General features: G+C 64.3%; 20 protein-coding genes. 12 read left to right on the top strand and 8 right to left on the bottom strand.

Features of this window, described 5'->3' with window-relative positions; all coding sequences use genetic code 11:
• The first annotated feature begins 17 nt into the window (after window positions 1-17).
• Both ftsZ and lpxC read left to right on the top strand, forming a co-directional pair.
• A complete protein-coding gene (gene ftsZ, locus H146_RS0112780; RefSeq protein ID WP_019952273.1) occupies window positions 18-1,205 on the top strand; it encodes a cell division protein FtsZ in 1,188 nt (395 codons plus the stop codon).
• A gap of 163 nt (window positions 1,206-1,368) precedes the next feature.
• Window positions 1,369-2,280, top strand: a complete 912-nt coding sequence (gene lpxC / locus H146_RS0112785) for a UDP-3-O-acyl-N-acetylglucosamine deacetylase (protein ID WP_026351964.1) — start codon at window positions 1,369-1,371, stop codon at window positions 2,278-2,280.
• Window positions 2,281-2,364: 84 nt separating this feature from the next.
• Here the strand turns inward: lpxC and H146_RS0112790 are convergent, their stop codons facing one another.
• On the bottom strand, window positions 2,365-2,835 hold the full coding sequence (locus H146_RS0112790; RefSeq protein WP_033195710.1) for a DUF721 domain-containing protein: 471 nt from the start codon (window positions 2,833-2,835) through the stop codon (window positions 2,365-2,367).
• 473 nt (window positions 2,836-3,308) lie between these two features.
• Here H146_RS0112790 and secA point away from each other — a divergent pair, with 473 nt between their 5' ends.
• The 3 genes from secA to H146_RS0112805 all read left to right on the top strand — a co-directional run bounded on the left by secA (window position 3,309) and on the right by H146_RS0112805 (window position 8,348).
• Window positions 3,309-6,062 carry a preprotein translocase subunit SecA gene (secA, locus tag H146_RS0112795; RefSeq protein WP_019952276.1) on the top strand — a complete coding sequence of 918 codons (2,754 nt, stop codon included), beginning with the start codon at window positions 3,309-3,311 and terminating at the stop codon, window positions 6,060-6,062.
• Between the two features lie 68 nt (window positions 6,063-6,130).
• A complete protein-coding gene (gene argJ, locus H146_RS0112800; protein ID WP_019952277.1) occupies window positions 6,131-7,339 on the top strand; it encodes a bifunctional glutamate N-acetyltransferase/amino-acid acetyltransferase ArgJ in 1,209 nt (402 codons plus the stop codon).
• A gap of 61 nt (window positions 7,340-7,400) precedes the next feature.
• Window positions 7,401-8,348, top strand: a complete 948-nt coding sequence (locus H146_RS0112805; RefSeq protein WP_026351965.1) for a Nudix family hydrolase — start codon at window positions 7,401-7,403, stop codon at window positions 8,346-8,348.
• Window positions 8,349-8,413: 65 nt separating this feature from the next.
• Here H146_RS0112805 and H146_RS0112810 read toward each other — a convergent pair whose 3' ends face one another.
• Genes H146_RS0112810 through pilB form a run of 5 tightly spaced genes read right to left on the bottom strand, consistent with a single transcriptional unit; the run spans window position 8,414 to window position 13,198 of the window.
• Window positions 8,414-8,644: a DNA gyrase inhibitor YacG gene (locus H146_RS0112810; protein ID WP_019952279.1), complete on the bottom strand. Its 231-nt coding sequence runs from the start codon at window positions 8,642-8,644 to the stop codon at window positions 8,414-8,416.
• 42 nt (window positions 8,645-8,686) lie between these two features.
• Entirely contained in the window at window positions 8,687-9,298 is a 612-nt protein-coding gene (gene coaE, locus H146_RS0112815; protein WP_019952280.1) for a dephospho-CoA kinase, read from the bottom strand.
• A 44-nt stretch (window positions 9,299-9,342) separates the two neighbouring features.
• Complete coding sequence (locus H146_RS0112820) at window positions 9,343-10,200, bottom strand: prepilin peptidase (RefSeq protein ID WP_156826808.1); 858 nt, start codon at window positions 10,198-10,200, stop codon at window positions 9,343-9,345.
• A 34-nt stretch (window positions 10,201-10,234) separates the two neighbouring features.
• Window positions 10,235-11,470 (bottom strand): type II secretion system F family protein, encoded by a 1,236-nt coding sequence (locus H146_RS0112825; RefSeq protein ID WP_019952282.1) that lies wholly within the window; start codon window positions 11,468-11,470, stop codon window positions 10,235-10,237.
• Window positions 11,471-11,473: 3 nt separating this feature from the next.
• Window positions 11,474-13,198 carry a type IV-A pilus assembly ATPase PilB gene (gene pilB, locus H146_RS0112830; RefSeq protein WP_019952283.1) on the bottom strand — a complete coding sequence of 575 codons (1,725 nt, stop codon included), beginning with the start codon at window positions 13,196-13,198 and terminating at the stop codon, window positions 11,474-11,476.
• A 198-nt stretch (window positions 13,199-13,396) separates the two neighbouring features.
• Here pilB and H146_RS22170 point away from each other — a divergent pair, with 198 nt between their 5' ends.
• Both H146_RS22170 and H146_RS0112840 read left to right on the top strand, forming a co-directional pair.
• A complete protein-coding gene (locus tag H146_RS22170; protein ID WP_033195718.1) occupies window positions 13,397-13,843 on the top strand; it encodes a pilin in 447 nt (148 codons plus the stop codon).
• A 134-nt stretch (window positions 13,844-13,977) separates the two neighbouring features.
• The gene (locus H146_RS0112840) at window positions 13,978-15,489 is read left to right on the top strand and encodes a TrkH family potassium uptake protein (RefSeq protein ID WP_019952284.1); all 1,512 of its coding nucleotides are present in this window, start codon (window positions 13,978-13,980) and stop codon (window positions 15,487-15,489) included.
• Window positions 15,490-15,559: 70 nt separating this feature from the next.
• Here the strand turns inward: H146_RS0112840 and H146_RS0112845 are convergent, their stop codons facing one another.
• Together H146_RS0112845 and H146_RS0112850 are read right to left on the bottom strand one after the other, a co-directional pair.
• A complete protein-coding gene (locus H146_RS0112845) occupies window positions 15,560-16,732 on the bottom strand; it encodes a 1-acyl-sn-glycerol-3-phosphate acyltransferase (protein ID WP_019952285.1) in 1,173 nt (390 codons plus the stop codon).
• 29 nt (window positions 16,733-16,761) lie between these two features.
• Window positions 16,762-17,685: a recombination-associated protein RdgC gene (locus H146_RS0112850; RefSeq protein ID WP_019952286.1), complete on the bottom strand. Its 924-nt coding sequence runs from the start codon at window positions 17,683-17,685 to the stop codon at window positions 16,762-16,764.
• A 222-nt stretch (window positions 17,686-17,907) separates the two neighbouring features.
• Between H146_RS0112850 and gyrA the strand changes: the two genes are divergently transcribed.
• The 5 genes from gyrA to cmk are packed head-to-tail and all read left to right on the top strand — an operon-like array spanning window position 17,908 to window position 25,798.
• On the top strand, window positions 17,908-20,586 hold the full coding sequence (gene gyrA, locus H146_RS19345) for a DNA gyrase subunit A (RefSeq protein ID WP_019952287.1): 2,679 nt from the start codon (window positions 17,908-17,910) through the stop codon (window positions 20,584-20,586).
• A 53-nt stretch (window positions 20,587-20,639) separates the two neighbouring features.
• Window positions 20,640-21,719 carry a 3-phosphoserine/phosphohydroxythreonine transaminase gene (serC, locus tag H146_RS0112860; protein ID WP_019952288.1) on the top strand — a complete coding sequence of 360 codons (1,080 nt, stop codon included), beginning with the start codon at window positions 20,640-20,642 and terminating at the stop codon, window positions 21,717-21,719.
• A gap of 34 nt (window positions 21,720-21,753) precedes the next feature.
• On the top strand, window positions 21,754-22,875 hold the full coding sequence (gene pheA, locus H146_RS0112865) for a prephenate dehydratase (RefSeq protein ID WP_019952289.1): 1,122 nt from the start codon (window positions 21,754-21,756) through the stop codon (window positions 22,873-22,875).
• The gene (locus H146_RS0112870) at window positions 22,872-25,106 is read left to right on the top strand and encodes a bifunctional prephenate dehydrogenase/3-phosphoshikimate 1-carboxyvinyltransferase (RefSeq protein ID WP_019952290.1); all 2,235 of its coding nucleotides are present in this window, start codon (window positions 22,872-22,874) and stop codon (window positions 25,104-25,106) included. Before pheA ends, H146_RS0112870 begins: the two co-directional genes overlap by 4 nt.
• A complete protein-coding gene (gene cmk, locus H146_RS0112875; protein WP_019952291.1) occupies window positions 25,103-25,798 on the top strand; it encodes a (d)CMP kinase in 696 nt (231 codons plus the stop codon). The genes H146_RS0112870 and cmk overlap by 4 nt, the downstream gene beginning before the upstream one ends.
• The last annotated feature ends 51 nt before the right edge of the window (window positions 25,799-25,849 follow it).

Consider the following 25,849-nt stretch of genomic DNA (forward strand, 5'->3'; position numbering starts at 1 on the left):
TCCAGGAGACGGGGTTTATGTTCGAGCTAGTAGACAATGCACCTTCCAGCAGTGCAGTCATCAAGGTCATCGGCGTGGGCGGCGGCGGTGGCAATGCCGTCAACCACATGGTTGAAAGCAACATCGAGGGCGTCGAATTCATCTGCGCGAATACCGATGCGCAGGCGCTCAAGCGGGTTGCGGCCAGAACCGTGCTGCAACTGGGCAGTGAAATTACCAAGGGGCTCGGCGCCGGTGCCAACCCCGAGGTCGGCCGCCAGGCGGCCATGGAAGACCGTGAGCGCATTGCCGAGCTGCTGCAGGGCGCCGATATGGTCTTCATTACCGCCGGTATGGGGGGCGGTACCGGTACCGGCGGTGCCCCGGTGGTGGCTCAGGTGGCCAAGGAACTGGGCATTCTGACCGTGGCGGTGGTCACCCGTCCTTTCCCCTTCGAAGGGCCCAAGCGTCAGCGTGCGGCCGAAGAGGGCATGAAGGAGCTCTCCGAGTATGTCGATTCGCTGATCACCATTCCCAATGAAAAGCTGCTGACGGTACTGGGCAAGAATGCCAGTCTGCTGACCGCTTTCAGCGCCGCCAATGACGTGCTGCTGGGGGCGGTGCAGGGTATCGCCGAGCTGATCACCAGCCCGGGTATCATCAACGTCGACTTTGCCGACGTGCGTACGGTGATGTCCGAAATGGGCATGGCAATGATGGGTACCGGTACTGCGATGGGAGAAAATCGCGCCCGCGAAGCGGCCGAAAAGGCGATTCGCAGTCCGCTGCTGGAAGATATCGACCTCAACGGGGCGCGCGGCATTCTGGTCAATATCACGGCCGGCCCGGATCTCTCCATCGGCGAGTTCAACGACGTGGGGGCGACGGTGCAGGAGTTCGCCTCCCAGGATGCCACCATCGTGGTGGGCACCGCCATCGACATGGAGATGAGCGACGATCTGCGCGTTACCGTGGTGGCTGCGGGTCTCGATGGTCGCATGGAGAAGGCTTCTTCTACCCAGACACGTACCTCGCGGGGCGAGCAGTCACAGGCCGATGCCCGTCGTCCGGCACGCCAACCGGCGGTTGCACGGCAACAGGCCACCACGCGTGAAAAAGAGAACGAGCGCGAAAAGGAGAAGGCCTCTCGCGAGCGTCGCCAGAAGTCGCAGGACATGGATGACTATCTGGATATTCCGGCCTTTCTGCGCCGTCAGGCCGACTGACGCAGTAGAGGGTGGCGGCTTCCGGTCGCCACTTTTCCATGACAGTTGCAGAAAATAACGATATTCATCGACTAATCGAACAGTGTTCGTTGTTGAATTGGCGGGGAGCTGTTACCATTGACACAATTGTTTTAATTTTACCTGCTCCTGGCAGCCAGATTATATGATCCGTCAAAGAACACTACAGAACACGATCCGTGCTACCGGCGTGGGTCTGCACTCGGGAAAGAAGGTGTATCTGACCCTGCGTCCGGCGTCGGCCAACAGCGGCATCACCTTCGTGCGTACCGATCTCGAACCGGCCGTGAGCATTCCGGCACATCCCGAAAACGTTCACTTCACCACCATGTGCACCGCCGTGGCCGTCGATGGCTATCGCGTGGCGACCGTCGAGCATCTGATGTCGGCCTTTGCCGGTCTCGGTATCGACAACGCCATTGTCGAGCTCAGTGAGCCTGAAGTGCCCATCATGGACGGTAGTGCCGGCCCTTTCGTATTCCTTATCCAGTCGGCCGGTATCGTCGAGCAGGAAGTGGCCAAGAAGTTTATCCGCATCCGCCGCGAAGTGACTGTCACCGACGGTGACAAATACGCTACTTTTCTGCCCCATAACGGCTTCAAGGTCAGCTTCGCGATCGACTTTGACCACCCGGTGTTTGCCAGTCAAAAGCAGACGACCAGCGTCGATTTCTCGACCACCTCCTTTGTCAAGGAGGTCAGTCGCGCGCGTACCTTCGGTTTTATGCGCGATATCGAGTTTCTGCGTTCGCAGGATCTGGCTCTCGGCGGCAGTCTCGATAACGCTATCGTGGTGGATGAATACCGCATTCTCAATGAAGACGGCCTGCGTTACGAAGACGAATTCGTGCGCCACAAGGTGCTCGACGCCATCGGTGATCTCTACCAGTTGGGGCACAGCCTGATCGGCGAATTCCGCGGCTACAAATCGGGGCACGGTCTCAACAATCAGCTGGTTCGCGCGTTGCTCAAGCAGCAGGACGCATGGGAAATCGTGACCTTCGAGGATCGTGATACCTCGCCGATCTCCTATTCCGAGCCCGCCATGGCGATGTAGGCTATGGTGGCTGACTCATATTGACTGACCCATGCCAGCAAAGGGCGCCGTTCGGCGCCCTTTGTGCTTTTTTATGGAAACTCTTCAGCTTTTGTCCCGACTGTCATCGGCATGAGAGGCCAGCCGCTCCAGAGAGCGGCGCAGGCCATCGTGTTGGGTATCGCTGGCACAGTCGCGCAGGTGTGAGGCTGCTTCTTCGGGAAGGTGGCGGACTCGCGGTTGCGGTATATAGACCGGACGGATGGGGCGCACGCGAAAGTCCAGTTCGCGCACTTTTTCGAGCCCCGCTACCGACTGCAGAAGCGTCAGCAGACGGGCGCGCTCGAAGCGCAGCCAGGTCAGCCATACGGCGCGATCGGTTATCAACGTCAGTCGACCGTCGCGATAGCCGCCCACACGCAGGTGGTCGGCCAGCTCATCAGGCAGCGAGGTCTGCAGCTGGCGCTGTGCTCGCTCGATCAGCTCGGCAGTATGCACCAGCCTGGTCAGCGAGCCGCCGCGTTGGAGCAATTGCCCGACGGGCTGGGCGCGTCTCGTTTTAGCCTTTATACTCATGCCCCTGCTGCGCGTTCCATGGGCACAGTGCCCCGCAATGGAAAGAGCGCCAATCTATCACGGCCAATCCCGTTATTGACAGCATGAGCACTGCTTCACGCACATTTGGACTGCCTCGTCGCCTGGTGACGCGCTGGTGGCTGGCGGGCATTCTTATCGGCTGTTTATTGCCGATAGGGATGGCCGACGGACGCGCGACGCTGAGCACGGCTCAACTGATCCGCATCTGTTTTCACTCGCCTGCCCATATTCGCGCCGAGTCGCGTCGCCGCTGTCGCCGTTCACGTCCAGGCATAAGCGCTCCGGTGCGGCAAACCCTGGCGGCACTGAAGCACGTGCTGCGGCGGCCGCTGCCGCGTCTTGCGCTTCCTGCGGTGTCGGTCGGCCACGACACCCTGTCACGTCGCGGTCCGCCAGCGCCGTGCTACGCCTGCTCAATCGCGACGTAACACGACGACAAAGGACCGAAAACGATGCTCAATAATCTCTTACGCAAGGTGGTCGGCAGCAAGAACGACCGCGAAATCAGACGCATGCGCAAGACGGTGGCGCAGGTCAACGCCCTCGAGGAGTCGATCGGCGCCCTCGAGGACGCCGAGCTGCAGGCGCAGACCCAGCGCTTTCGCGAGCGCCTGGCCGGCGGCGAGGCGCTGAACAAACTCCTTCCCGAGGCATTTGCCACGGTGCGTGAGGCGACCCGTCGGGTGATGGGCATGCGCCAGTTCGACGTGCAGATGCTCGGTGGCATGGCGCTGCATGAAGGTCGCATCGCCGAGATGAAGACCGGCGAGGGCAAGACACTGGTCGCCACCCTGGCGGTCTATCTCAACGCCCTGCCGGGCGAGGGCGTGCACGTGGTAACGGTCAACGACTATCTGGCCAGCCGTGATGCCGACTGGATGCGACCGCTCTACGAATTTCTCGGTCTCTCGGTGGGCGTGATCTTTGCCGGTCAGCAACCAGCCGACAAGCGCACCGCCTACGGCTGTGACATTACCTACGGCACCAACAACGAGTACGGCTTCGATTACCTGCGCGACAACATGGCCTTCTCGATGGGTGACAAGGTACAGCGTTCGCTGCACTACGCCATCATCGACGAGGTCGACTCGATTCTGATCGACGAAGCGCGTACGCCGCTGATCATCTCCGGTCCGGTAGATGAAAACATCGATATCTACCGCACCATCAACCGGCTGGTAACGGGGCTGGTACCCAGCGAGGATGAGGACGATCCCGAAAGTGGCGACTTCGTGCTCGATGAGAAGCAAAAGCAGGTCGAGCTGACCGAGCGCGGTCACAACGCCATCGAACAGATCATGCGCGATTCGGACATGCTGGCCGAGGATGATTCGCTCTACGCCGCCCAGAACCTGGGGCTTTTGCATCACGTCAATGCCGCCCTGCGGGCGCGTCATCTGTTCCAGCGCGACGTCGACTATGTGGTCACCAATGGCGAGGTGGTGATTGTCGACGAACACACCGGCCGTACCATGGCGGGGCGTCGCTGGTCCGAGGGGCTGCACCAGGCGGTCGAGGCCAAAGAGAACGTCGAGATCCAGAAGGAGAGCCAGACGCTCGCCTCGACCACCTTTCAGAATTACTTCCGCCTCTACGACAAGCTTGCCGGCATGACCGGTACCGCCGATACCGAGGCGTTCGAGTTCCGCCAGACCTACGATATCGACGTGCTGGTGGTGCCGACCAACAAGCCCCGCGCGCGGCAGGACCTCAACGATCTGGTCTACATGTCGACCACCGAAAAGTTCGAAGCGATCATTGAGGATGTGAAGACCAAACGCGCCGAGGGCCGTCCGGTGCTGGTGGGTACCGCCTCGATCGAGAGCTCCGAGGTGCTGTCGGCGATGCTGCGCAAGCAGAAGATCGAACACAGTGTGCTCAATGCCAAGCAGCATGACAGTGAGGCGGAAATTATCGCCCAGGCGGGGCGACCGGGCGCGATCACCATCGCCACCAACATGGCCGGTCGTGGCACCGACATCGTGCTGGGCGGCAACTGGGAGTCCGAAGTAGCGGCGCTCGAAGAGCCGGATGCGGCGACCGTCGAGTCGATCAGGGCCGACTGGCAGCAGCGCCACGACGCCGTGATCGCCGCCGGCGGTCTGCACGTGGTGGGCTCCGAGCGCCACGAATCGCGGCGCATCGATAACCAGCTGCGCGGCCGCTCAGGGCGTCAGGGCGATCCCGGTTCGACGCGCTTTTTCCTGTCGCTGGAAGACAATCTGATGCGCCTGTTCGGCTCCGAGCGGGTGCAGAAGATGATGGGTGTGCTGGGCCTCGAACACGGCGAGGCGATCGAGCACAAGATGGTCAGCAACGCCGTCGAACGTGCCCAGCGCAAGGTCGAGGGGCGCAACTTCGACATGCGCAAGCAGCTGCTTGAATACGACGACGTCGCCAACGATCAGCGCAAGGTGGTGTACAACCAGCGCGACGGCATCCTGGCTTCCAATGATGTTTCCGATAACGTCCAGGAGCTGCGCGTCGAGATGCTGGATGACGCCATCTCCGGATATGTGCCGCCCCAGAGTCTCGCCGAACAGTGGGATCTGCCCGGCCTCGACGAGCATCTGCGGCAGGATTTCAATCTGCATGCGCCGGTGGTCGAGTGGGCCCGTGAAGACGAGAACTTCCACGAAGAGCTGCTGCGCGAGCGCCTGCAGGAGCAGCTGCGCATGGCCTGGGCGGCCAAGGAAGAGGCGGTGGGCAGCGACACCATGCGTCGCTTCGAGAAACAGGTGATGTTGCAGGTGCTGGATACCCGCTGGAAGGAGCATCTGCAGTCGATGGACCACCTGCGCCGCGGTATCCACCTGCGCGGCTATGCGCAGAAAAACCCCAAGCAGGAGTACAAGCGCGAGTCCTTCGAGCTGTTCCAGGGCTTTTTGCACAATATCAAATCCGACGTGGTGCGCATTCTCAGCCACGTTCAGGTGCGTCAGCAGGCCGATGCCGACAACCTCGAGCGCGAGCGACGTGAAAGCCTGCGCCGCGAGCAGGAGTCGAGTCGCATGACCCGTGAGGACGATGCCCACGAAGGGGCGCCGGCGCCCGGTGTCAGCGAGGAGGCGGTAGAGGCCGCCGAGGCGGTGAGCAATCCCACCGTGCGGCGTGAGCAGCCCAAGGTGGGGCGCAACGATCCCTGCCCCTGCGGCTCGGGCAAAAAGTACAAGCACTGCCACGGCAGTCTCGGTCAGCAGGGCTGAGTCTTCCTTCAGCCGCTCGGCCGGCGTATCGGTCGGGCACTTTTACCTATCGCGCGGAGAGCAGTTTCATGGCGACCGGCAAGGCTCACTTTCCCGACATGCCCCCTATCGATGGCCTGCGCATTGGTGTGGCGCGCGCCGGTATTCGCAAGCCCGGCCGCCGCGACCTGGTGGTATTTGAAATCGCCGAAGGCAGCCATGTTGCCGCTACCTTCACCCGCAACGCCTTCTGCGCCGCGCCGGTGCAGCTGGCACGACGTCACCTGAGCGCTGCCACGCCGCGCTATCTGCTGATCAATACCGGCAATGCCAACGCCGGCAACGGTGAGCAGGGTATGCAGGATGCGCTGGCCTGCTGCGCGGCGCTTGCCGAACGCAGCGGTGCCGTGGCACAGGAGGTACTGCCCTATTCGACCGGCGTGATTGGCGAGCGGCTGCCGGTCACCCCGCTGTGTAATGGTCTCGATGCGGCGCTGGCCGATCTCGATGGTGGTCACTGGCACGCCGCCGGCGAAGGCATCATGACCACCGACACGCGCCCCAAGGGGGCGACGCGCACGGTGGCCATCGACGGCAGGCAGGTGACGCTCAACGGCATCGCCAAGGGTGCCGGCATGATTCGCCCCGACATGGCCACCATGCTGGCCTTTGTGGCGACCGACGCGGCTATCGATCAGGACGATCTGGCACGCCTGCTGCGCGGCGGTGTGGATGCCAGCTTCAATCGCATCACCATCGATTCCGACACCTCGACCAACGACGCCTGCACGCTGGTGGCAACCGGTCGCGGCGCGCGGCTGGCGAGCGACGAGGCGCTGTCGGCGTTTGCCGCGGCGCTCGATGAGGTGCTGCTGGAACTGGCGCAGGCGATCGTGCGCGACGGCGAGGGTGCCAGCAAATTCGTCAGTATCAGCGTCGGTGAGGCGGCCAGTCGCGATGAAGCCCTCGAGGTGGCCTTCAGCGTCGCCCACTCGCCGCTGGTCAAGACCGCGCTTTACGCCGGCGATGCCAACTGGGGGCGGCTGCTGATGGCGGTCGGCAAGGTACCCATCGAGGCGTTCGATGTGGGTCGCGTGGGTATCGATATCAACGGCGTGACCATTGCCGAGCAGGGCGGTCGGGCCGCCGGCTACCGTGAAGAGGCCGGTGCGGCTGCCATGGCCGATGAAGACATCGCGATTACCATTCGTCTTGGCCGAGGTAACGCCACAGAGACGGTCTGGACCTCCGATCTATCCCATGACTATGTCTCCATCAACGCCGACTATCGCAGTTGAATCCGCGCTGTGCGCAAAATATCCAGAGTGTAATAACGCCGATATGAAGGGTCATGCCAGCATGCCGAAGAGAAGAGTCCACGTCGCCGCGGCGGCGATCTTCAACGATCAGGGCAAGGTACTGATCGCAAGGCGACCGTCGATCGCCGATCAGGGCGGCCTGTGGGAGTTTCCCGGGGGCAAGCTGGCGCCTTTCGAGACCGGCCTGGAGGCGCTCAAGCGTGAACTGCGCGAGGAGCTGGGCGTGTCGATTCTGCGCGCCCAGCCGCTTATCCGGGTACATCATGAGTACCCTGATAAACATATCCTGCTCGATGTGTGGGAGACCCGTCACTTCGAGGGCGAGCCCTGGGGGCGCGAGGGACAGGCGGTACGCTGGGTGGCGCCGGCGGAGCTGCAACGCTACTCCTTCCCGGAGGCCAACGGGCCCATCGTGAGCGCGGTCACCCTGCCGCATGACTATATGATTACCGGTGAAGAGCAGGACGAGCAGCGCTTCGACCATATGCTCGAGCGCGCCCTGGTCGAGGACGGTATACGGCTGGTGCAGCTGCGTGCTCACGGGCTCGACGAGGTTGCCTATCGAGCGCGGGCCGAACGAGCGCTGGAAAAATGCCACGCTCATAGTGCAGAGCTGATTATCAACGGCTCGCCCGAGACCTTCCATGCCGTTGGGGCCGACGGTCTGCATCTGCCCAGCCGTGCGCTGATGTCACTCAATCACCGGCCGATCGGCAACGACCAATGGCTGTCGGCGTCGACTCACAACCTTGAGCAGATTCAGCAGGCCCAGCGTATCGAGTGCGATTTCGCCACTCTGTCGCCGGTGCGCGAAACGCCCAGCCATCCGGGCGCGGTCACCATTGGCTGGCACGATCTGCAGCAGATGGTCGAGCGTGTCACCATGCCGGTCTATGCTCTTGGCGGCACGCGCCACGTGGATAGTGACCGGGCGCGTGCGGTGGGCGCTCAGGGTATCGCCTCTATTCGTGAGTTCTGGCACGAATAAGAGACAGGAGCGAGGATTCCGGGCAATCTGCTCCCGGCGCGAGGGCTCGGTTTCAGGACGTATACTTACCGCCTGTCGTTGTCGCCTCGCTCGAGGCGTTCCATCAGCTCTTCAATATTGGCCTCGTCAAGCGCCGGCTCGCCGGCGATACGATGCGACTCGTCGGCCCAGGCGCCCAGGTCGAGGGTTCGACAGCGTTTCGAACAGAAGGGGCGCCATGGATTGTCGCTGGTCCAGTAGAGCCGCTTGCCGCACTGCGGGCAGGGCACTTCCGGTGTTGTGGAAAAATCACTCATGGTGGATCGGTTTTATCGATAATGACCCGCTGTTTCGGCAGCTCACGGGTCAGCGTTGAGTTGCTGCGCCAACTGACGATAGAAATGATCGAGCCGATCGACCCGGGTCTCGACCACCTGAAAGCTGCCTACATTGTCGATAACGTCGTCGGCGCTGGCAAGGCGTCGGTTTCTCGACATCTGCGCCTCGACGATAGCGCGTGCCTGCGCCTCGCTGACGTTGTCACGCTGGCGGGTGCGGCGTACCTGCTCTTCGGGCGGCACGTCGATCACCAGAATGCGCTGTACCAGCTGGTGCTGATCGGTCTCCAGCAGCAGCGGTGACACCAGCAGCCCGTAGGGGCCCGGCAGCGCCTCCAGCCGTGCCGTCAGCCGCTTGCGCACACGCGGGTGGATGATGGCTTCCAGATCGCTGCGCGCGCTGGAATCGGCAAACACCTGCTCGCGCAGAGCGCGGCGATCGAGCTCGCCGTCCGCGCTCATCACCGACTTGCCAAAGCGCTTATAAATCTCTTCCAGTGCCGGCTCGCCCGGCGCCACTACTTCTCTGGCCAGCTGGTCGGCGTCGACCCAGCCCGCGCCGCGTCTTGCGAAGGCGCGGGCGATCGTACTTTTACCGGCGGCGATGCCGCCCGTCACGCCGATGATCAACATAAATCCTCTCGTGCCCGAATCTACACAGCGCCCTCGCGGGCGAATCAATAACCTGCCGGAGCGCCCAGCAGGGTGTTATAAAGCGCCATCAGAGCGTCGCCTTCGATCACCATCAGCACGCCCGCCGCACCCAGAAAGGGGCCGAAGGGCAGCGGCGCACCGCGCAGACGCGGCAGCGCCAGTTGAATGGCGATACCGACTATCGCGCCAACCCCTGCCGACAGCACCAAAAGCAGCGGCAGCGCCTGCCAGCCGCACCAGGCGCCCAGCGCCGCCAGTAGCTTGAAATCGCCGTAACCCATGCCTTCGCGCCCGGTCATCAGCCGAAACAGCCAGTAAAAGCTCCAGCAGAATAGATAGCCCGCCGCAGCGCCGACCACCGCGGCGCTCAGCGCCTGTGGCTGCCAGATCAGCTGATAGAGCAGCCCGGCCCACAGCAGCGGCAGAGTCAGCGCATCCGGCAGCAGCCGGGTGTGCAGGTCGATCACCGCCAGCGCCAGCAGCGTCAGGCACCCACCCAGCAGGGCGGCGGATTCGACACTCACGCCCTGAGCCAGCGTCAGCCACAGGGCGAGCCCCATGGCGGCCAGCTCGACCAGCGGGTACTGCACGCTGATGCGGCTGCCGCAGCCGGCGCAGCGTCCGCGCCGCTTGAGATAGCCCAGCAGCGGCAGGTTATCGTGCCAGGCGATGGGCGTTCGGCAGTGGGGGCAGTGCGAACGCGGGACCGCCAGGTTGAAGGTCTCGTTCACCTCGTTTTCGGCGCTCAGCGACAGCGTCTCGCGCGCCTGGGCGCGCCAGTCGCGCGCGATCATCACCGGCAGCCGCGCGATCACCACGTTGACAAAACTGCCCAGTACCAGCCCCAGGGCGGCCACCAGCAACAGCAACAATGGGGTCAAGAGTCTCTCCCTGCCTTGCCACAAGCCTGCGGCGCTACAGCGCGCCGCCGAATTCAAATACCGGCAGATACATGGAGATCACCACGCCGCCCACCAGACTGCCCAGCACCACGATGATCAGCGGCTCCATCAGGCTGGTCAGGCTGTCGACGCGGTTCTCCACCTCGCTTTCGTAGAAATCCGCCACCTTGTTGAGCATTGTCTCCAGCGAGCCCGCCTCCTCGCCGATGGCGATCATCTGCATCGCCATGGCGGGAAACAGCCCGGTATTGCGCAGCGCAAACTGCAGTGACTGGCCGCTGCTGACGTCCTGGCGGACCCGTTCGATAGCGCGCTCATAGACCAGATTGCCGCATACGCTGCCTGCCGTCTCCAGCGCCGACATCAGCGGTACGCCGGCGGCAAAGGTCGTCGCCAGGGTACGGGTGAAGCGGGCGATGGCGGCATGGCGTTGAATAACGCCGAGAATCGGTAGTTTAAGTATCAGGCGATGAACCTGAAAGGCCACCCGCGGCGAGCGCCGCATCGAGCGCCGCAGCAGCACAATGCCGCCCACCAGAATCAGCAGCACCTGCCACCAGCTGCTCTGCGCCGCCTCGGAAAGGGCAATGGTGACCCGTGTCGGCCCCGGAAGCTCGGCGTCCACATTGGCGAACATGCGCTCGAACTGTGGTACCACCTTGACCAGCAGCAGAGCCGTGACGCCCAGTCCTATGGCGACCACCGCCCCCGGGTAGTACATCGCCTTGACGACGCGCGCGCGCAGCGCATCGGTGCGCTCCTTGTGGGTGGCGATGCGCTCCAGCATGCTGTCCAGCGCGCCGGCCTGCTCGCCGGCCTCCACCAGGTACACGAACAGCGCGCCCACCAGGTGGCGATGTGACTGCAGCGCCCGCGAGAAGCTCATGCCGCTGGCGACATCGCGCTTGAGGGCTTCGATGAAGTGGCTCAGGGCCGGCCGGCCGGCGCCACCGCCGATGGCTTCCAGCGACTGCAGAATGGGCACCCCGGCGCGGATCATGGTGGCCATCTGGCGGGCGAAAAGGGTGATATCGCGGCTTTTGAGACGGTTGCCGAAGCTCGCCAGGCTGCGCTTGCGGCTGATCCGGCGGACGGTCACGCCCTGGCCCGAAAGCTGTTGGCGCACCTCCTGCTCGCTGAAGCCGCGCGATTCGCCGCGCACGCGCTCGCCGCGGCCGTTGCGTCCCAGCCAGCGGAAGGTGGCGGGCGCTTTCAGGCTGCTGCCGGCGGCGCTGGAGGAGGTGGCCATCGCTTACTCCTTGATAATGCGGTTGAGTTCTTCGAGCGTGGTCACCCCCGCCAGCACCTTGCGCAACCCGCTGCGGCGCAGGTTCTCGTGCCCTTCGCGGGCGGCCTGGTCGGCCAGCGCGATGGCGTCGGTGCCCTGCATGATCAGCCGGCTCATGTCGCGGGATACCGGCACCATCTCATAGATACCGATACGGCCGCGGTAGCCGTTGGTGCAGCGCTCGCAGCCTACCGCGCGGTAGAGCGTGGCGCTGTCGATCTCCGCCTCGGTAAGGCCCTGCTCGCGCAGCACCGCAGCAGGCAGCTCGGTGGGCTGGCGGCAGTGCCTGCACAGCCGGCGGGCGAGGCGCTGGGCAATGATCAGTGACACCGAGGTGGCGATGTTGAACGACGCCACTCCCATGTTGCTCAGCCGGGTGAGGGTCTCGGCGGCGGAGTTGGTGTGCAGCGTCGACAGTACCAGGTGGCCGGTCTGGGCGGCCTTGATCGCTACCTCGGCGGTCTCCAGATCGCGCACCTCGCCGACCATCACCACGTCCGGGTCCTGGCGCAGGAAGGCGCGCAGCGCGGCGGCGAAGTCGAAGCCGATGCGCGGGCGCACGTTGACCTGGTTGATACCCTCCAGCTTGATCTCTACCGGATCCTCGGCGGAGGCGATATTGCGCGCCTCGGTATTGAGGATATTGAGCGCGGTGTAAAGTGTGACCGTCTTGCCGCTACCGGTGGGGCCGGTGACCAGGATCATCCCCTGGGGGCTGGCAAGCGCACGCTCGAAATGCTCGCGCTGAGTGGGTTCGAAGCCCAGCGCATCGATACCCATGCGTGCGCTCTCGGGGTCGAGCAGACGCATGACGATCTTCTCACCGTAGAGGGTGGGCAGCGTATTGACGCGAAACTCGACGCTGCGCCGGTTGGGCAGGCGAATGTTGACGTTGCCGTCCTGCGGCAGGCGGCGCTCGGAAATATCCAGCTGCGTCATCACCTTGATGCGGGTGACGATGCGCTGGCGCAGATGCGCCGGCGGGCGCGAGGCCTCGAGCAGAATACCGTCGATGCGAAAGCGGATGCGAAAGCTCTCTTCGTAGGGCTCGAAGTGAATATCCGAGGCGCCGCGACGAATGCCATCGAGCAGGGTCTGCTTGACGAAGCGTACCACCGGGGCGTCGCTCTCCTCGTCGATATCGTCGTCCGCTCTGCTGTCGTCCTCCTCCATTTCGAGGCTGTCCAGCGCCCCTTCGTCACCCAGCAGCGCCAGTGCCCCCTCGCCCTTGAGCTGCAGATAGTGCTCCAGCTTGCTGTCGAGCTGGTCGGCCGGTACCAGCACCCCTTCAACGCTCATACCGCTGACGAACTGCAGTTCGTCCAGCACCGACAGCCGCGCGGGGTCGTCGATGGCGACGATCAGCCGGTGCGCGTGGCGCGACAGCGGCAGCGCCCGGGTGCGCCGGATCAGCGCCTCGGAGAGCTTCTCCAGCGGCGGCAGGGCGGTGGCCGGGAAGGCGTCGAGGTCGACGCACACCAGGCCAAAGGCGTGGGAGGCGGCCAGCGCCGCGTCGCGCGGCGCTACCAGCTCACGCGCCACCACCATTGCCAGCAGCGACTCCTCCTTCTGCTGCGACTCCTTGAGCAGCGCACTGACCGTCTGCTCGTCGAGCAGGCCGTCATCGACCAGCTGCCGGGCGAGGCCGCGCAGCGGTGAAGCGGTAGAGGGGGAAGCAGCGTCGGACATGAGGCGTCGGGGTCTCCGTATGGGAAGCCGTTGCCTCATCTATCGGCCGATCATGATGGAACTAAAGTTTTGCTGCCCACTGACGTTAAGGGCTAAAGGAGAGGAAAAACAGGGCAGGGTGCCCTTTATGCCGCCAGCCTGCGGGGCGCAGGGAGAGGCGGTTAATCGGAATCGGCAAACAGCATGAGGAGCAGGATGATGTCAAGCAGGCAGGGCGGTTTTACACTGATCGAGCTGATGATCGTGGTGGCGATTATCGGCGTGTTGGCGGCGATTGCGGTGCCGCAGTATCAAAGTTATGTTGCGAGATCTGAGGCCGCTTCGGGACTTGCATCACTGCGTGCCTATCAAACTGGTGTTGAGGAAAGGATTGTTTCTGCAAATCTTCCGTCGCCCGCTACAGATGGCACTATCGGCGATGCTTTAGAGGGCCAACTGGGTATACCCGGTGATTCTCCTATAAGTATTACTATAACTACGCAAGATGGAAATAATTCGGCTGCAACAGGAGCTGCGACAATGACTTATAGCTTTCAGGGTGGAGGTGGTCTTTCCGGCCAATCCCTGTCTTTGAATCGCACAGAAGACGGAGTCTGGAGTTGCACCACTACCCTTGATGATGATTTAAGTCCTGGTGATTGCTAAGCTAATGGCTTCAAAGCCGGCCCGGCGCCGGCTTTCATCTTTTTTCCCACCTATTCCACCTCGCCCACCGGCTGCACCTCTTCGCCCGAACCGCTATAGTAGCGCCCACCTGACACCGACCGACGAAGAACTGCATGACGCGCTTTTCCGCCTCATCTTCCGCGACGCTGCCGCGCCCGCTGCGCATTCTGCGCAACCCCATCGGCATGGGCCCGATACTGCGTATTCTGGGCGTGCTGCTGCTGGTGCTGGCGCTGATCATGTTGATTCCGCTGGCGCTGCTGGCCATCGAAGGAGATGGCCAGTTGTGGTCATTCGCACTGGCCTTCGCCATCACCTTCGGCACCGGCGCGGCGCTGGTCGGCATCACCCTGGGCATGCCCATCGAACTGCGCCCCAGGCAGATGTTTATCCTCACCACCGCCAGCTGGGTGGTGATGTCGACATTCGCCAGCCTGCCGATGCAGCTGGGCGCACCGCGGCTGTCGGTGGCCGATGCGGTGTTCGAGTCGGTCTCGGCGATTACCACCACCGGCGCCACCGTGCTGGTGGGCATCGACGATCTTTCCGACGGTCTCAAGCTGTGGCGCGGCCTGATGCAGTGGATGGGCGGGGTGGGGATCATCGTCATGGCAATTGCCGTGCTGCCCTTTCTGCGCGTCGGCGGCATGCGTCTTTTTCAGACCGAATCCTCCGACTGGTCGGACAAGGTGCTGCCCCGCGCCGGCACCGTCGCCAAGGCGATCGGCCTGGTGTATGTCGGCTTTACCCTGGTCTGCATGGCGAGCTACTGGCTGGCGGGCATGACGCCGCTGGATGCGGTGGTGCACGGCATGACGTCGGTGGCCACCGGTGGTTTCGCCAACTACGACGCCTCCTTTGGCCACTATGACGACCAGCCGCTGATTCTTTGGCTGGGGGTGCTGGGCATGCTGACCGGGGCGCTGCCCTTCGTGCTCTACATCCGCATGGTGCGTGAGCGCTCCGGGGCGCTGTGGCAGGATCAGCAGGTGCGCGGCCTGTTCGCGCTGCTGACGGTGGTCATCCTGCTGCTGAGTCTCTACCGCACGCTCAATGGCATACCCTTTTTCGAGGCTCTCACCGAGGTCGCTTTCAACGTGGTATCGGTGGTGACCACCACCGGCTACGCCTCCAGCGACTATTCCGCCTGGGGGCCGCTGTCGGCGGTGGCCTTTTTCTATCTGATGTTCGTCGGCGGCTGCTCTGGCTCCACCAGCGGCGGCATGAAGATATTTCGCTTCCAGATCGGGCTGATCATGCTGGTCAACCAGCTGCGCTACCTGGTGCACGCCAGCGGCGTTTTCGTGCAGCGCTACAACGGCCGCCTGCTGACCGACGACCAGGTGCGCGGCGTTATCGCCTTTTCGTTTTTCTACTTCTTTACCGTGGCGGCGCTGGCGCTGGGCCTGGCGGCGATGGGGCTCGATCTGATTACCGCGCTCTCCGGTGCGGTGACGGCAGTCTCCAACGTGGGCCCGGGGCTGGGGGAGACCATCGGACCTTCGGGAACCTTTGCCTCGCTGCCGGACGCCGCCAAATGGATGCTGAGTCTGGGCATGCTGATGGGGCGTCTCGAGATCCTGACGGTGCTGGTGTTGATGACGCCGACCTTCTGGCGCAAGTAAGCGTCGCGTCGTCCCTTTTTATACCGTTATCTTATCTTTTCGCGTGACCCTGCATGCTCTGCAGGCTGGCTCACAGCGGCTGGTGCCCCGCCCGGTTGAGCACCGGGTTGGCGTACTGGCACAGCCACTGATCGCGCAGTTCGGGCGGTATGCCGGCAAGGCGCTGCTCGAAGGCGCGGCGGTCGGCCGGGGTGATACCGGCAAGGTCGACCAGCTCGGGCGCTGCGCCGGTTGCTTCCAGCGCCATATGGTGGCTGGGAAAGAGGGTATAGCCGCTGAGTACCTGGCGGTCGATCTCCTCGGCAACGGTGGCGTAGTCGTCATACTCCGCCGACAGCGGCGTGCCGAATACCAGTTTGACCCGCCCCTTGAAGCCTGTAATGCCGGCGGCAATGGAGAGAATGTCCTCGTAGGCGATCTTCTGATACGACTCGCCGTCGGTGCGCGCTTTCAGTTCGCGCGCCTTGTGCAGGTCGCAGGGGTCGAACTCGTAGCTGATCGATACCGGCACCATGCGCAGCTCGCCGATGGCGTCGCCCACCCGGCTGCCGCCGCCCTGCATGCGCCGCGCCATGTCGAGCATCTTGATGATGGCGGTATCGGTACGGTCGATGCCGTTCTTGGCGCGCCCCTCGCGCTGGGCCATCCAGATCGGGTGGTTGTCGACGGTAATCGAGCGGTGAATATAGTTCGACAGCTGCTGATAGGCGGCCAGCATGGCGCGCTTGCCGCGTGCCGAACGCGGCACGATAAAGCTCTTGTTGAGCCGCATCAGGTCATTGACCCATGACTTCTGCAGCAGGTTGTCGCCGATGGCGATGCGCACCGTGCTCAGCCCGCTCTGGTAGAGGGCGTAGTTGACGAAGGCCGGGTCGAGGGCAATATCGCGGTGGTTGCCGATGAACAGGTGCGCCCGGTGACGGTCGAGCTTGTCCAGCCCCTCCACCGTGAAGGTGGTGGTGGTGGTATCGATCATATGCGCCATGTAGTGGGCGATATGATTCTGAAAGTCGTCGATACTGTGAATATGGCGCACCGTGCGCTGCAGTCGGCGGCGCACCAGTGAACGGGCCAGTCGTGGCGTCAGCCGCGACAGCCGTTTGAGCCGATAGCGGGCGATGGTGTCGAGAAATTCGCCGTTGCGCACCAGCGCGGCGAGGGTGGCATCCACCTCGTCATCGCGGTAGGGGCGTATGGCGTCGAAATCATCGCCGGCCTCATGCTGCCCGTCGCAGGCATCCATACTGGCGCTCGCTCTATCCGGGGGTTGGGTCATGGTGTGGCCGGTACCGCCTGCGCCTCGCCACCCAGCCATTCGAGCAGACGCTCGACGCTGTGGCCGAGTACCTGCGCCATTAACACAAATTCGGTTTCCATTTTCATGACCGGGTCGTCGTGCTCGAATTCGTCGACTTCGCCCACCACGGCGTCGGCAAAGCGGATCGAGCGCAGCATCATGTCCTCCTGCAGCACCAGCGACATCTGCTCGTCGATGTCCAGCGCCAGCCGGCTTGCCTGGCGCCCCATCTCGAGCGCGACCCGCACTTCATCGCCGTCGGGGTCAATGTGGCGAGCGCGCAGCACGCCATCATCGCCTTTGGCACGCAGCTCGATCTGGTCGCCCAGGGTCAGCCCCGCCGGGCGGGTCGCGGCGTCGCTCAGCCAGCCGGTCATGGTGCGCCCCGCCGGGGTCTGCGGCGCCAGCGGAATGACCTTCAGCGAGCCCAGCGACTCGCGCAGCAGATCCAGCGCCTCCTCGGCGCGTTTGGCGCTGGCGGCATTGACGCCGATCAGGCGGCGCTCGCTGTCCCACCACAGGTCGGTGCGGGTGGTGCGGGTAAAGGCGCGCGGCAGCAGCTCTTCGATAATGCGCTCCTTGAGCACCTGCTTTTCGCGCCGTCCGGGCGGGTAGCCCTGCTGCGCGGTCTGCGCCTCGACGCGCTGTTCGAGGGTCTCGCGAATCACTGCCGGAGGCAGCAGGCGCTCCTGGCGCTGCAGGGTCAAAAGGCGCTGGCCGCGAATCTCGTGGGCCAGCTGCTCGCCGTTGCGGCCGGCCGGTGGCGCCCAGCCGACACGACGCGCCTGACTTTCGCCGACCGGCTGAAAACGTTGTGTCTCCAGCGCGTCGATGAGCTGATCGAAGTCCGGCGACTGCTCGTCGAGCAGCCGATAGAGTTGCAGGTTTTTAAACCACATAAGCATCCTGTCCGTGAAGGCGCACATTATGTCGAATGGCGCGCGCCGGTGCCAGCATCATGGTTGGTGGCGCCCGTCCCGCAACACTGGCCGATGGTGGGCGCCGGGCACGATCAAGGAGTGCGCTGGCGGTGAACAGCCTTCTGACCGAAGGGCCGCTGGCGTGGTACAATCCTTCGCCTTCAGCATGGCTTCTTGAACAGTACCAGGATTGGACGACCCATGGGTGAGATCGCCAGAGAGATTCTGCCAGTCAACATCGAGGACGAGCTGAAACAGTCGTACCTCGACTACGCGATGAGCGTCATCATCGGCCGCGCACTCCCCGATGTCAGAGATGGGTTGAAACCGGTTCATCGCCGCGTTCTTTATGCCATGCACGAGCTGCGCAACGACTGGAACAGGCCCTATCTGAAGTCGGCGCGCGTGGTGGGCGATGTGATCGGTAAGTACCATCCCCACGGCGACAGCGCCGTCTACGACACCATCGTGCGCATGGCGCAGTCGTTTTCGATGCGCTACGTGCTGGTCGACGGTCAGGGCAACTTCGGCTCGATCGACGGCGATAACGCCGCCGCCATGCGCTATACCGAGGTGCGTATGTCGCGCCTCGCCCACGAACTGCTCTCCGACCTTGAAAAGGACACCGTCGACTGGGTCGACAACTACGACGGCACCGAGCGCATTCCCGACGTACTGCCGACCCGGGTGCCCAACCTGCTGGTCAACGGTGCTTCCGGCATCGCGGTGGGGATGGCCACCAACATTCCGCCCCATAACCTGGGCGAGGTGATCGACGCCGCCCTGGCGCTGACCGCCGATCATACCCTGACCGTCGATGACCTGATGGAATATGTGCCGGGGCCCGACTTTCCCACTGCCGGTATTATCAACGGCCGCGCCGGTATTCTCGATGCCTACCGCACCGGGCGCGGTCGCGTCTATGTTCGCGCGCGCCATACCGTCGAGCATGATGACCGCACCGGCCGCGATCATATCGTGGTGACCGAGCTGCCTTACCAGGTCAACAAGTCGCGGCTGATCGAGAAGATCGCCGAGCTGGTCAAGGAAAAGCGTATCGACGGCATCGCCGAGCTGCGCGACGAGTCCGACAAGGATGGGCTGCGGGTCGTGATCGAAACCCGTCGCGGCGAGTCCGGCGACGTAGTGGTCAATAACCTCTTCGCCCAGACCCAGCTGGAGACGGTGTTCGGTATCAATATCGTGGCGCTCGAGGGCGGCCAGCCGCGCATCCACAACCTCAAACAGCTGCTGGAAGCCTTTGTGCGTCATCGCCGCGAGGTGGTTACCCGGCGCACCCTGTTCGAGCTGAAAAAGGCAAAGGAGCGCGGCCACATTCTGGAGGGCCTGACCGTTGCCATCTCCAGCATCGACGAGGTGATCGAGCTGATCAAGGCGTCGCCCACTCCTGCCGATGCCCGCGAACAGCTGATCGCCCGCGACTGGGCGCCGGGGCAGGTGATCGGCATGCTCGACCGCGCCGGGGCGACCTCCTGTCAGCCGGAGGATCTCGAAGAGGTGTGCGGTATCTCCGAGGACCGCAGCCGCTATCAGCTCTCCAGCCGCCAGGCACAGGCAATTCTGGAACTGCGCCTGCACCGCCTGACGGGACTCGAGACCGACAAGCTGCTCGACGAGTACAAGGGCATTCTCGAGACCATCGCCGAGCTGACCCATATTCTCTCCTCCGCCGACCGCCTGATGGAGGTGATCCGCGAGGAGCTGGAGGCGGTGCGCGATCAGTACCGCGATGAGCGCCGTACCGAGATTCAGGCCAGCCGCCAGGATCTCACCATGGAGGACCTGATCGCCGAGGAGGATATGGTGGTCACCATCTCCCGCTCGGGCTACGCCAAGAGCCAGCCGCTCTCCGACTACCAGGCGCAGAAGCGCGGCGGGCGCGGCAAGTCGGCGACCAGCATGAAGGACGAGGATGTCATCGAGCACCTGCTGGTGGCCTCGACCCACGACACCGTGCTGCTGTTCTCCGACCGCGGCAAGGTCTACTGGCTCAAGGTCTACGAGGTGCCGCAGGCCAGCCGCGGCTCGCGCGGCCGGCCGATGGTCAACCTGCTCTCTCTCGACGAAGGCGAGTGGATCACCGCCATTCTGCCGGTGCGCGACTACTGCGCGGAGAGCTATATTTTCTTTGCCACCGCCAACGGCACGGTCAAGCGCACCAGCCTCGATCAGTTCTCGCGGCCGCGCAGCGCCGGCCTGATCGCGCTTGACCTTGACGAGGGCGACCGGCTGGTGGGGGCGGCTGTCACTTCCGGTCACGACCACGCCATCCTGCTCTCCTCCAACGGCAAGGCGATCCGCTTTAACGAGGCCGATGTGCGCGCCATGGGCCGTACCGCCCGCGGCGTACGCGGCATGCGCCTGCTGGGAGATGCCAGGGTCATCAGTCTGATCATTCCCGACAGCACCACCATCGATGACGCCGCCGACGACGACAGCGAGGTGGTCGATGGCCACATCAACGAGGGCCAGCGCTACATTCTGACCGCCTCGGAAAACGGCTACGGCAAGCGCACCCGCCTCGAGGAGTTCCCGCTGCGCGGCCGCGGTGGCCAGGGGGTAATCGCCATGCAGACCACCGCGCGCAACGGCGCACTGGTGACGGCCATCCAAGTGAGCGACAGCGACGAAATGATGATGATCTCCGATCGCGGTACCCTGGTGCGCACCCGTGTCGGCGAGGTGTCGATCAGCTCGCGCAACACCCAGGGGGTTACCCTGATTCGCACCGGCAAGGGCGAGCGGCTGGTCTCCACCGTGCGCCTTGACGAAGTGGTCGCCGAAGACGTGCCGGTTGACGAAGAGGCGCCTGCCGACGACGACACGGGGATGGCGAGTGACGGCGCCGACAGCGAATAAATGCCGAGGCGCCCGTTCATCGGGCGCCGATTCCCTATAGCCAGAGTTCGATCATGACCCGACACTTCAATTTCTGCTCCGGTCCCGCCACCCTGCCCACCGCGGTGCTCGAACGTGCCCGCGACGAGATGCTCGACTATCAGGGGCGCGGGCTGTCGGTGATGGAGATGAGCCACCGCAGCGATACCTTTATTGACATCGCCGAGCGCGCCGAGGCCGACTTTCGCCAACTGATGGGCGTGCCGGACAACTACAGCGTGCTGTTCATGCAGGGCGGTGCGACCCAGCAGTTTGCCTGCGTGCCGCTCAATCTGCTGGGCGCTGGCGGCAGTGGCAGCTATCTGGATACCGGCATCTGGTCGCAGAAAGCGCTCAAGGAGGGCCGTCACCTGGCCACGGCGAGCGTGGCGGCCAGCGCCGAGGACAACGGCTATACCGCTGCGCCTGCACCCCGGGCGATCCTGCCGGCCAGTGATGCCGCCTACCTGCACTACTGCGACAACGAGACCATCGGCGGCCTGCAGATGGACCGCGTGCCCGAGGCCGATCTGCCGCTGGTGTGCGATATGTCGTCGTCGATCCTGTCGAAGTCGGTGGACGTATCGAAATTCGGCGTCATCTACGCCGGTGCGCAGAAAAATATCGGCCCGGCGGGCATTACGGTGGTGATCGTGCGCGACGACCTGCTCGAGCGCGCCCGTGCCGACACGCCGACGATGCTCAACTGGAAGGCCTTTGCCGATGAAGGCTCGATGCTCAACACCCCGGCCACCTACGCCTGGTATCTGGCCGGGCTGGTGTTTGACTGGCTCGGGGAGCAGGGCGGCGTGGCGGCCATCGAGCGCCTCAACCGGCGCAAGGCGGCGAAGCTCTATGATGCCATCGATGCCAGCGGCTTCTACCGCAACCCGATTGCCGCCGCCAACCGCTCGCTGACCAATGTGCCCTTCGTGCTGCACGATGCGTCGCTCAACGCGACGTTTCTCGAGGAGTCGGAGGCGGCCGGACTGTTGACGCTGAAGGGCCATCGCAGCGTTGGCGGCATGCGCGCCAGTATTTATAACGCCATGCCGGAAGAGGGCGTCGATCGGCTGGTCGACTTCATGGGCGATTTCGAGCGCCGCTACGGTTGAGAGCGCCTTTCTCGCAGCATTTCAGGGGGTAGCCATGAAGGACGACAAGTATGCGCCGCACAATGAAGACGGCAGTGATGAAGACCTGAACGCGCTGCGCGAGCGTATCGACGATCTCGACCACCGCATCATGGCGCTGATCAGCGAGCGCGCCGAGTGCGCTTCGACGGTGGCGCGGGTCAAGCTGGCGGAGAGCCCGGAGGCGATTTTCTACCGCCCCGAGCGCGAGGCTCAGGTGCTCAAGCGCATCATGGCGCTCAACCCCGGACCGCTGGCCAACGAAGAGATGGCGCGGCTGTTTCGCGAGATCATGTCGGCCTGCCTGGCGCTGGAGAAACCGCTGCGCGTCGCCTACCTGGGGCCGGAGGGGACCTTCACCCAGCAGGCCGCGCTCAAGCACTTCGGCGACAGCGCCATCTGTACGCCGCTGCCGGCGATCGACGAGGTGTTTCGTGAAGTCGAGGCCGGCGCGGTCAACTACGGCGTGGTGCCGGTGGAGAACTCCACCGAGGGGATCGTCAACCACACCCTCGACTCCTTCATGGACAGCTCGCTGCGCATCTGCGGCGAGGTAGTGCTGCGCATTCACCATCATCTGCTGGTGGGCGAGAACACCCGTCGCGACAAGGTGTCGCGCATCTATTCGCACTCCCAGTCGCTGGCCCAGTGCCGCAAGTGGCTGGATGCGCACTATCCCCATGCCGAGCGGGTGGCGGTCTCCTCCAACGCCGAGGCGGCGCGGCGGGTCAAAAGCGAGTGGCACACCGCGGCGATCGCCGGCGATATGGCGGCGCGTCTCTACGCTCTTGAGCGCCTCGATGAGAAGATCGAGGACCAGCCCGATAACGCCACCCGTTTTCTGATTATCGGCAATCACGATGTGCCGCCCAGCGGCGAGGACCGCACCTCGCTGGTAGCGGCGATGCGCAACCAGCCCGGTGCGCTGCACGATCTGATCGAGCCCTTTCAGCGCCACGAGATCGACATGACCCGGCTGGAGACGCGGCCGTCACGTCACGGCGCCTGGAACTACGTCTTTTTCATCGATTTTCGCGGTCACCTGGAGGACCCGCGCGTGCGCGCCGCGCTGGACGAAGTACACCAGCGCGCCAGCGACGTGCGCCTGCTGGGCTCCTATCCGATGGGCGTGCTTTGAGTGGGGCGCCGCTGAACGCCGCCGTCAGCGAACGCGGGGTGCTGGTGATCGGCCTGGGGCTGATCGGCGGGTCGCTGCTGGCGGCGTTGGCAGAGAACGGCTTTGCCGGGCGGCGCTACGGTGTCGACCTTGACCCTCAAGAAGTCGCCCGGGCGCGCCTGATGGGGCTGATCGAGGAGGGCGGCAGCGACCCGGCGCCTTTCATGTCGCAGGTGTCGATGATCGTGCTGGCGGTGCCGGTGCTGGCGGTGGCACCGCTGGTGGCTCGGCTGGCGCCGCTGCTGACGCCCGATCAGGTGGTCACCGATGTGGGCAGTACCAAGGTGGCGATCCGCGACGCCGTGGTCGCGGCGCTGGGTGCGCTGCCCGAATGGCTGGTGCTGGGCCACCCCATTGCCGGCGCCGAGAAGAGTGGTGTGGCGGCGGCAAAAGCGACGCTCTTTCGTCATCACACCGTGATTGTCACGTCCGCGGTGCACACTGACGCTGCGGCACTGGCGCGCGTCGAGCGGCTGTGGCAGGCCTGCGGCGCGCAGCTGGAGCGCATGAGTGTCGAACGCCACGACCAGGTGCTGGCGCGCACCAGCCATCTGCCCCATCTGCTGGCGTTTTCGCTGGTCGATACGCTGGCGCGCCAGGACCAGCGTCTCGAGATCTTTCGCTACGCCGCCGGCGGTTTTCGCGACTTCACCCGCATCGCCGGCAGCGACCCGGTGATGTGGCGCGATATCTATCTCGCCAACCGCGATGCCGTGCTCGCCTCGCTGGATGAGTTCGAAAACGGCATTCAGGCGCTGCGCCGGGCGGTCGAGGCGGGCGACGGCGACGCCATGCTGGCCACCTTTGCGCGCGCCAGCCATGCACGCCACTATTTCGACAGACTACTGACGCAGAAGAGCTATCAGGTCATGGAAAGTACAAGCATTATCTATCGTGCCCGTGCCGGCGGTGATGTCAGCGGTCGCATCCGGGTGCCGGGCGACAAGTCGATGTCGCATCGCGCCATCATGCTGGGCGCGCTGGCCGAGGGGGTCACCACCGTCGAGGGTTTTCTGGAGGGCGAGGACAGCCTGGCCACCCTGCAGGCCTTTCGTGAGATGGGCGTGGCGATCGAAGGGCCGCACGGCGGCCGGGTGGTGATTCATGGGGTTGGCCTGCACGGCCTGCAAAAGCCTGCCGGCCCGCTCTATCTGGGCAACTCCGGTACCGCCATGCGCCTGTTTGCCGGCCTGATGGCGGGTCAGGCGTTTGATACCACCCTGACCGGCGATGCCTCCCTCAACCGCCGTCCCATGGGGCGGGTGGCCGAGCCGCTGCGGCTGATGGGGGCGGTGATCGAGACCGCCGAAGGCGGCCGCCCGCCGCTTACTCTCCGCGGCGGCCAGCGGCTGGCCGGTATCGACTATCAACTGCCGATGGCCAGCGCCCAGGTGAAGTCCTGCCTGCTGCTGGCAGGCATGTACGCCAGCGGCGATACCCGAGTGCGAGAACCGGCGCCTACCCGCGATCATACCGAGCGTATGCTGAGCGGCTTCGGCTATCTCGTCACGCGTCATGGCGATCTCGCCCATATCGCCGGCGGTGGGGCGCTCACCGCCGGGCCGATCGACGTGCCGGCGGATATCTCCTCGGCGGCCTTCTTTCTGGTCGCCGCTTCGATCACCCCGGGCGCCGACCTGGTGCTCGAACACGTGGGGATCAACCCCACCCGTATCGGGGTGATCAATATTCTCAAGCAGATGGGCGCCAACATCGAACTGCTCGAGGAGCGCGAGGTGGGCGGCGAACCGGTGGCCGATATTCGCGTGCGCCACGCCGAACTGCAGGGCATCGACATTCCCGCCGACCAGGTGCCGCTGGCGATCGACGAATTTCCGGTGCTGTTCGTGGCGGCGGCCAACGCCCATGGCACGACCCGGCTGCGCGATGCGCTCGAGCTGCGGGTCAAGGAGTCCGATCGCATCAAGGCGATGGCCGACGGCTTCGATGCGCTGGGTATCGTCAACCAGGTGGTCGAGGATGGTATCGACATCGCCGGTGGCCGCTACGGCGGCGGCGAGGTGGACAGCCTTGGCGATCACCGCATCGCCATGGCCTTTGCGGTGGCGGCGCTGCGCGCTCATGATGATATCGTGATCGGCGACTGCGCCAATGTCGCCACCTCCTTCCCCGGTTTTATCGAACTGGCCTCCCGGGTGGGACTGCAGGTGAGTGCCGAGGAGGTCTCATGAGCGACACCCATTACCCGCCGGTGGTGGCCATCGACGGTCCCGGCGGCGCCGGCAAGGGCACTGTCAGCCAGCTGGTGGCGCATCGCCTGGGCTGGCATCTGCTCGACTCCGGCGCGCTCTACCGGCTTACCGCACTGGCCGCCGAGCGCCAGGGCGTGGCGAGCGACGACGAAGCGGCGCTGGAGCGGGTGGCGCGTCATCTCGATGTCGCTTTTATCAGCGAAGGTGAGGGCGCGCGCGTGCTGCTGGCGGGCGACGATGTCAGCAGCGAGATTCGCACCGAGCGGGTGGGCGCGCTGGCTTCCGAGGTGGCCGCGCTGGGGAGCGTGCGTAGCGCACTGCTGTCGCGCCAGCGCGATTTCGCCTGCGCGCCCGGGCTGGTAGCCGACGGCCGCGATATGGGTACCGAGGTGTTTCCTGACGCCGCGCTCAAGATTTTTCTCACCGCCAGCGCCGAGGAGCGGGCGCGCCGGCGCCATGAACAGTTGCGACAGGCCGGCCACTATGCTAGCCTTTCGGGCCTTTTGAAGGAGATAGAGGCTCGGGACGCGCGTGATAGTCAGCGTGCAGTGGCGCCGCTGAGACCCGCTGACGATGCGGTCACTATCGACACTACCGAGCTTTCCATACCGGATGTCGTGGCACGCATTGAAGCGCTTCTGGCCCGTCGCGGATTCGATCCGCGGGCCTGAAAGGGTCCTGATGAGCGCCTGAGTTTCCGGAGTCCCCGGTCAGACGTCACG

This window comes from Kushneria aurantia DSM 21353, assembly GCF_000382245.1.
Classification (GTDB): Bacteria; Pseudomonadota; Gammaproteobacteria; order Pseudomonadales; family Halomonadaceae; genus Kushneria; species Kushneria aurantia.

Excerpts from the sequence above, each read along its gene's own strand:
- H146_RS0112825 (WP_019952282.1), bottom strand. The coding sequence starts at position 11,470 with ATGGCCACCTCCTCCAGCGCCGCCGGCAGCAGCCTGAAAGCGCCCGCC.
- pilB (WP_019952283.1), bottom strand. The coding sequence starts at position 13,198 with ATGTCCGACGCTGCTTCCCCCTCTACCGCTTCACCGCTGCGCGGCCTC.
- H146_RS0112810 (WP_019952279.1), bottom strand. The coding sequence starts at position 8,644 with ATGAGTGATTTTTCCACAACACCGGAAGTGCCCTGCCCGCAGTGCGGC.
- ftsZ (WP_019952273.1), top strand. The coding sequence starts at position 18 with ATGTTCGAGCTAGTAGACAATGCACCTTCCAGCAGTGCAGTCATCAAG.
- gyrA (WP_019952287.1), top strand. The coding sequence starts at position 17,908 with ATGGGTGAGATCGCCAGAGAGATTCTGCCAGTCAACATCGAGGACGAG.
- H146_RS0112850 (WP_019952286.1), bottom strand. The coding sequence starts at position 17,685 with ATGTGGTTTAAAAACCTGCAACTCTATCGGCTGCTCGACGAGCAGTCG.
- secA (WP_019952276.1), top strand. The coding sequence starts at position 3,309 with ATGCTCAATAATCTCTTACGCAAGGTGGTCGGCAGCAAGAACGACCGC.
- lpxC (WP_026351964.1), top strand. The coding sequence starts at position 1,369 with ATGATCCGTCAAAGAACACTACAGAACACGATCCGTGCTACCGGCGTG.
- cmk (WP_019952291.1), top strand. The coding sequence starts at position 25,103 with ATGAGCGACACCCATTACCCGCCGGTGGTGGCCATCGACGGTCCCGGC.
- H146_RS0112790 (WP_033195710.1), bottom strand. The coding sequence starts at position 2,835 with ATGAGTATAAAGGCTAAAACGAGACGCGCCCAGCCCGTCGGGCAATTG.
- serC (WP_019952288.1), top strand. The coding sequence starts at position 20,640 with ATGACCCGACACTTCAATTTCTGCTCCGGTCCCGCCACCCTGCCCACC.
- H146_RS0112840 (WP_019952284.1), top strand. The coding sequence starts at position 13,978 with ATGACGCGCTTTTCCGCCTCATCTTCCGCGACGCTGCCGCGCCCGCTG.
- argJ (WP_019952277.1), top strand. The coding sequence starts at position 6,131 with ATGGCGACCGGCAAGGCTCACTTTCCCGACATGCCCCCTATCGATGGC.
- coaE (WP_019952280.1), bottom strand. The coding sequence starts at position 9,298 with ATGTTGATCATCGGCGTGACGGGCGGCATCGCCGCCGGTAAAAGTACG.
- pheA (WP_019952289.1), top strand. The coding sequence starts at position 21,754 with ATGAAGGACGACAAGTATGCGCCGCACAATGAAGACGGCAGTGATGAA.
- H146_RS22170 (WP_033195718.1), top strand. The coding sequence starts at position 13,397 with ATGTCAAGCAGGCAGGGCGGTTTTACACTGATCGAGCTGATGATCGTG.
- H146_RS0112845 (WP_019952285.1), bottom strand. The coding sequence starts at position 16,732 with ATGGATGCCTGCGACGGGCAGCATGAGGCCGGCGATGATTTCGACGCC.
- H146_RS0112805 (WP_026351965.1), top strand. The coding sequence starts at position 7,401 with ATGCCGAAGAGAAGAGTCCACGTCGCCGCGGCGGCGATCTTCAACGAT.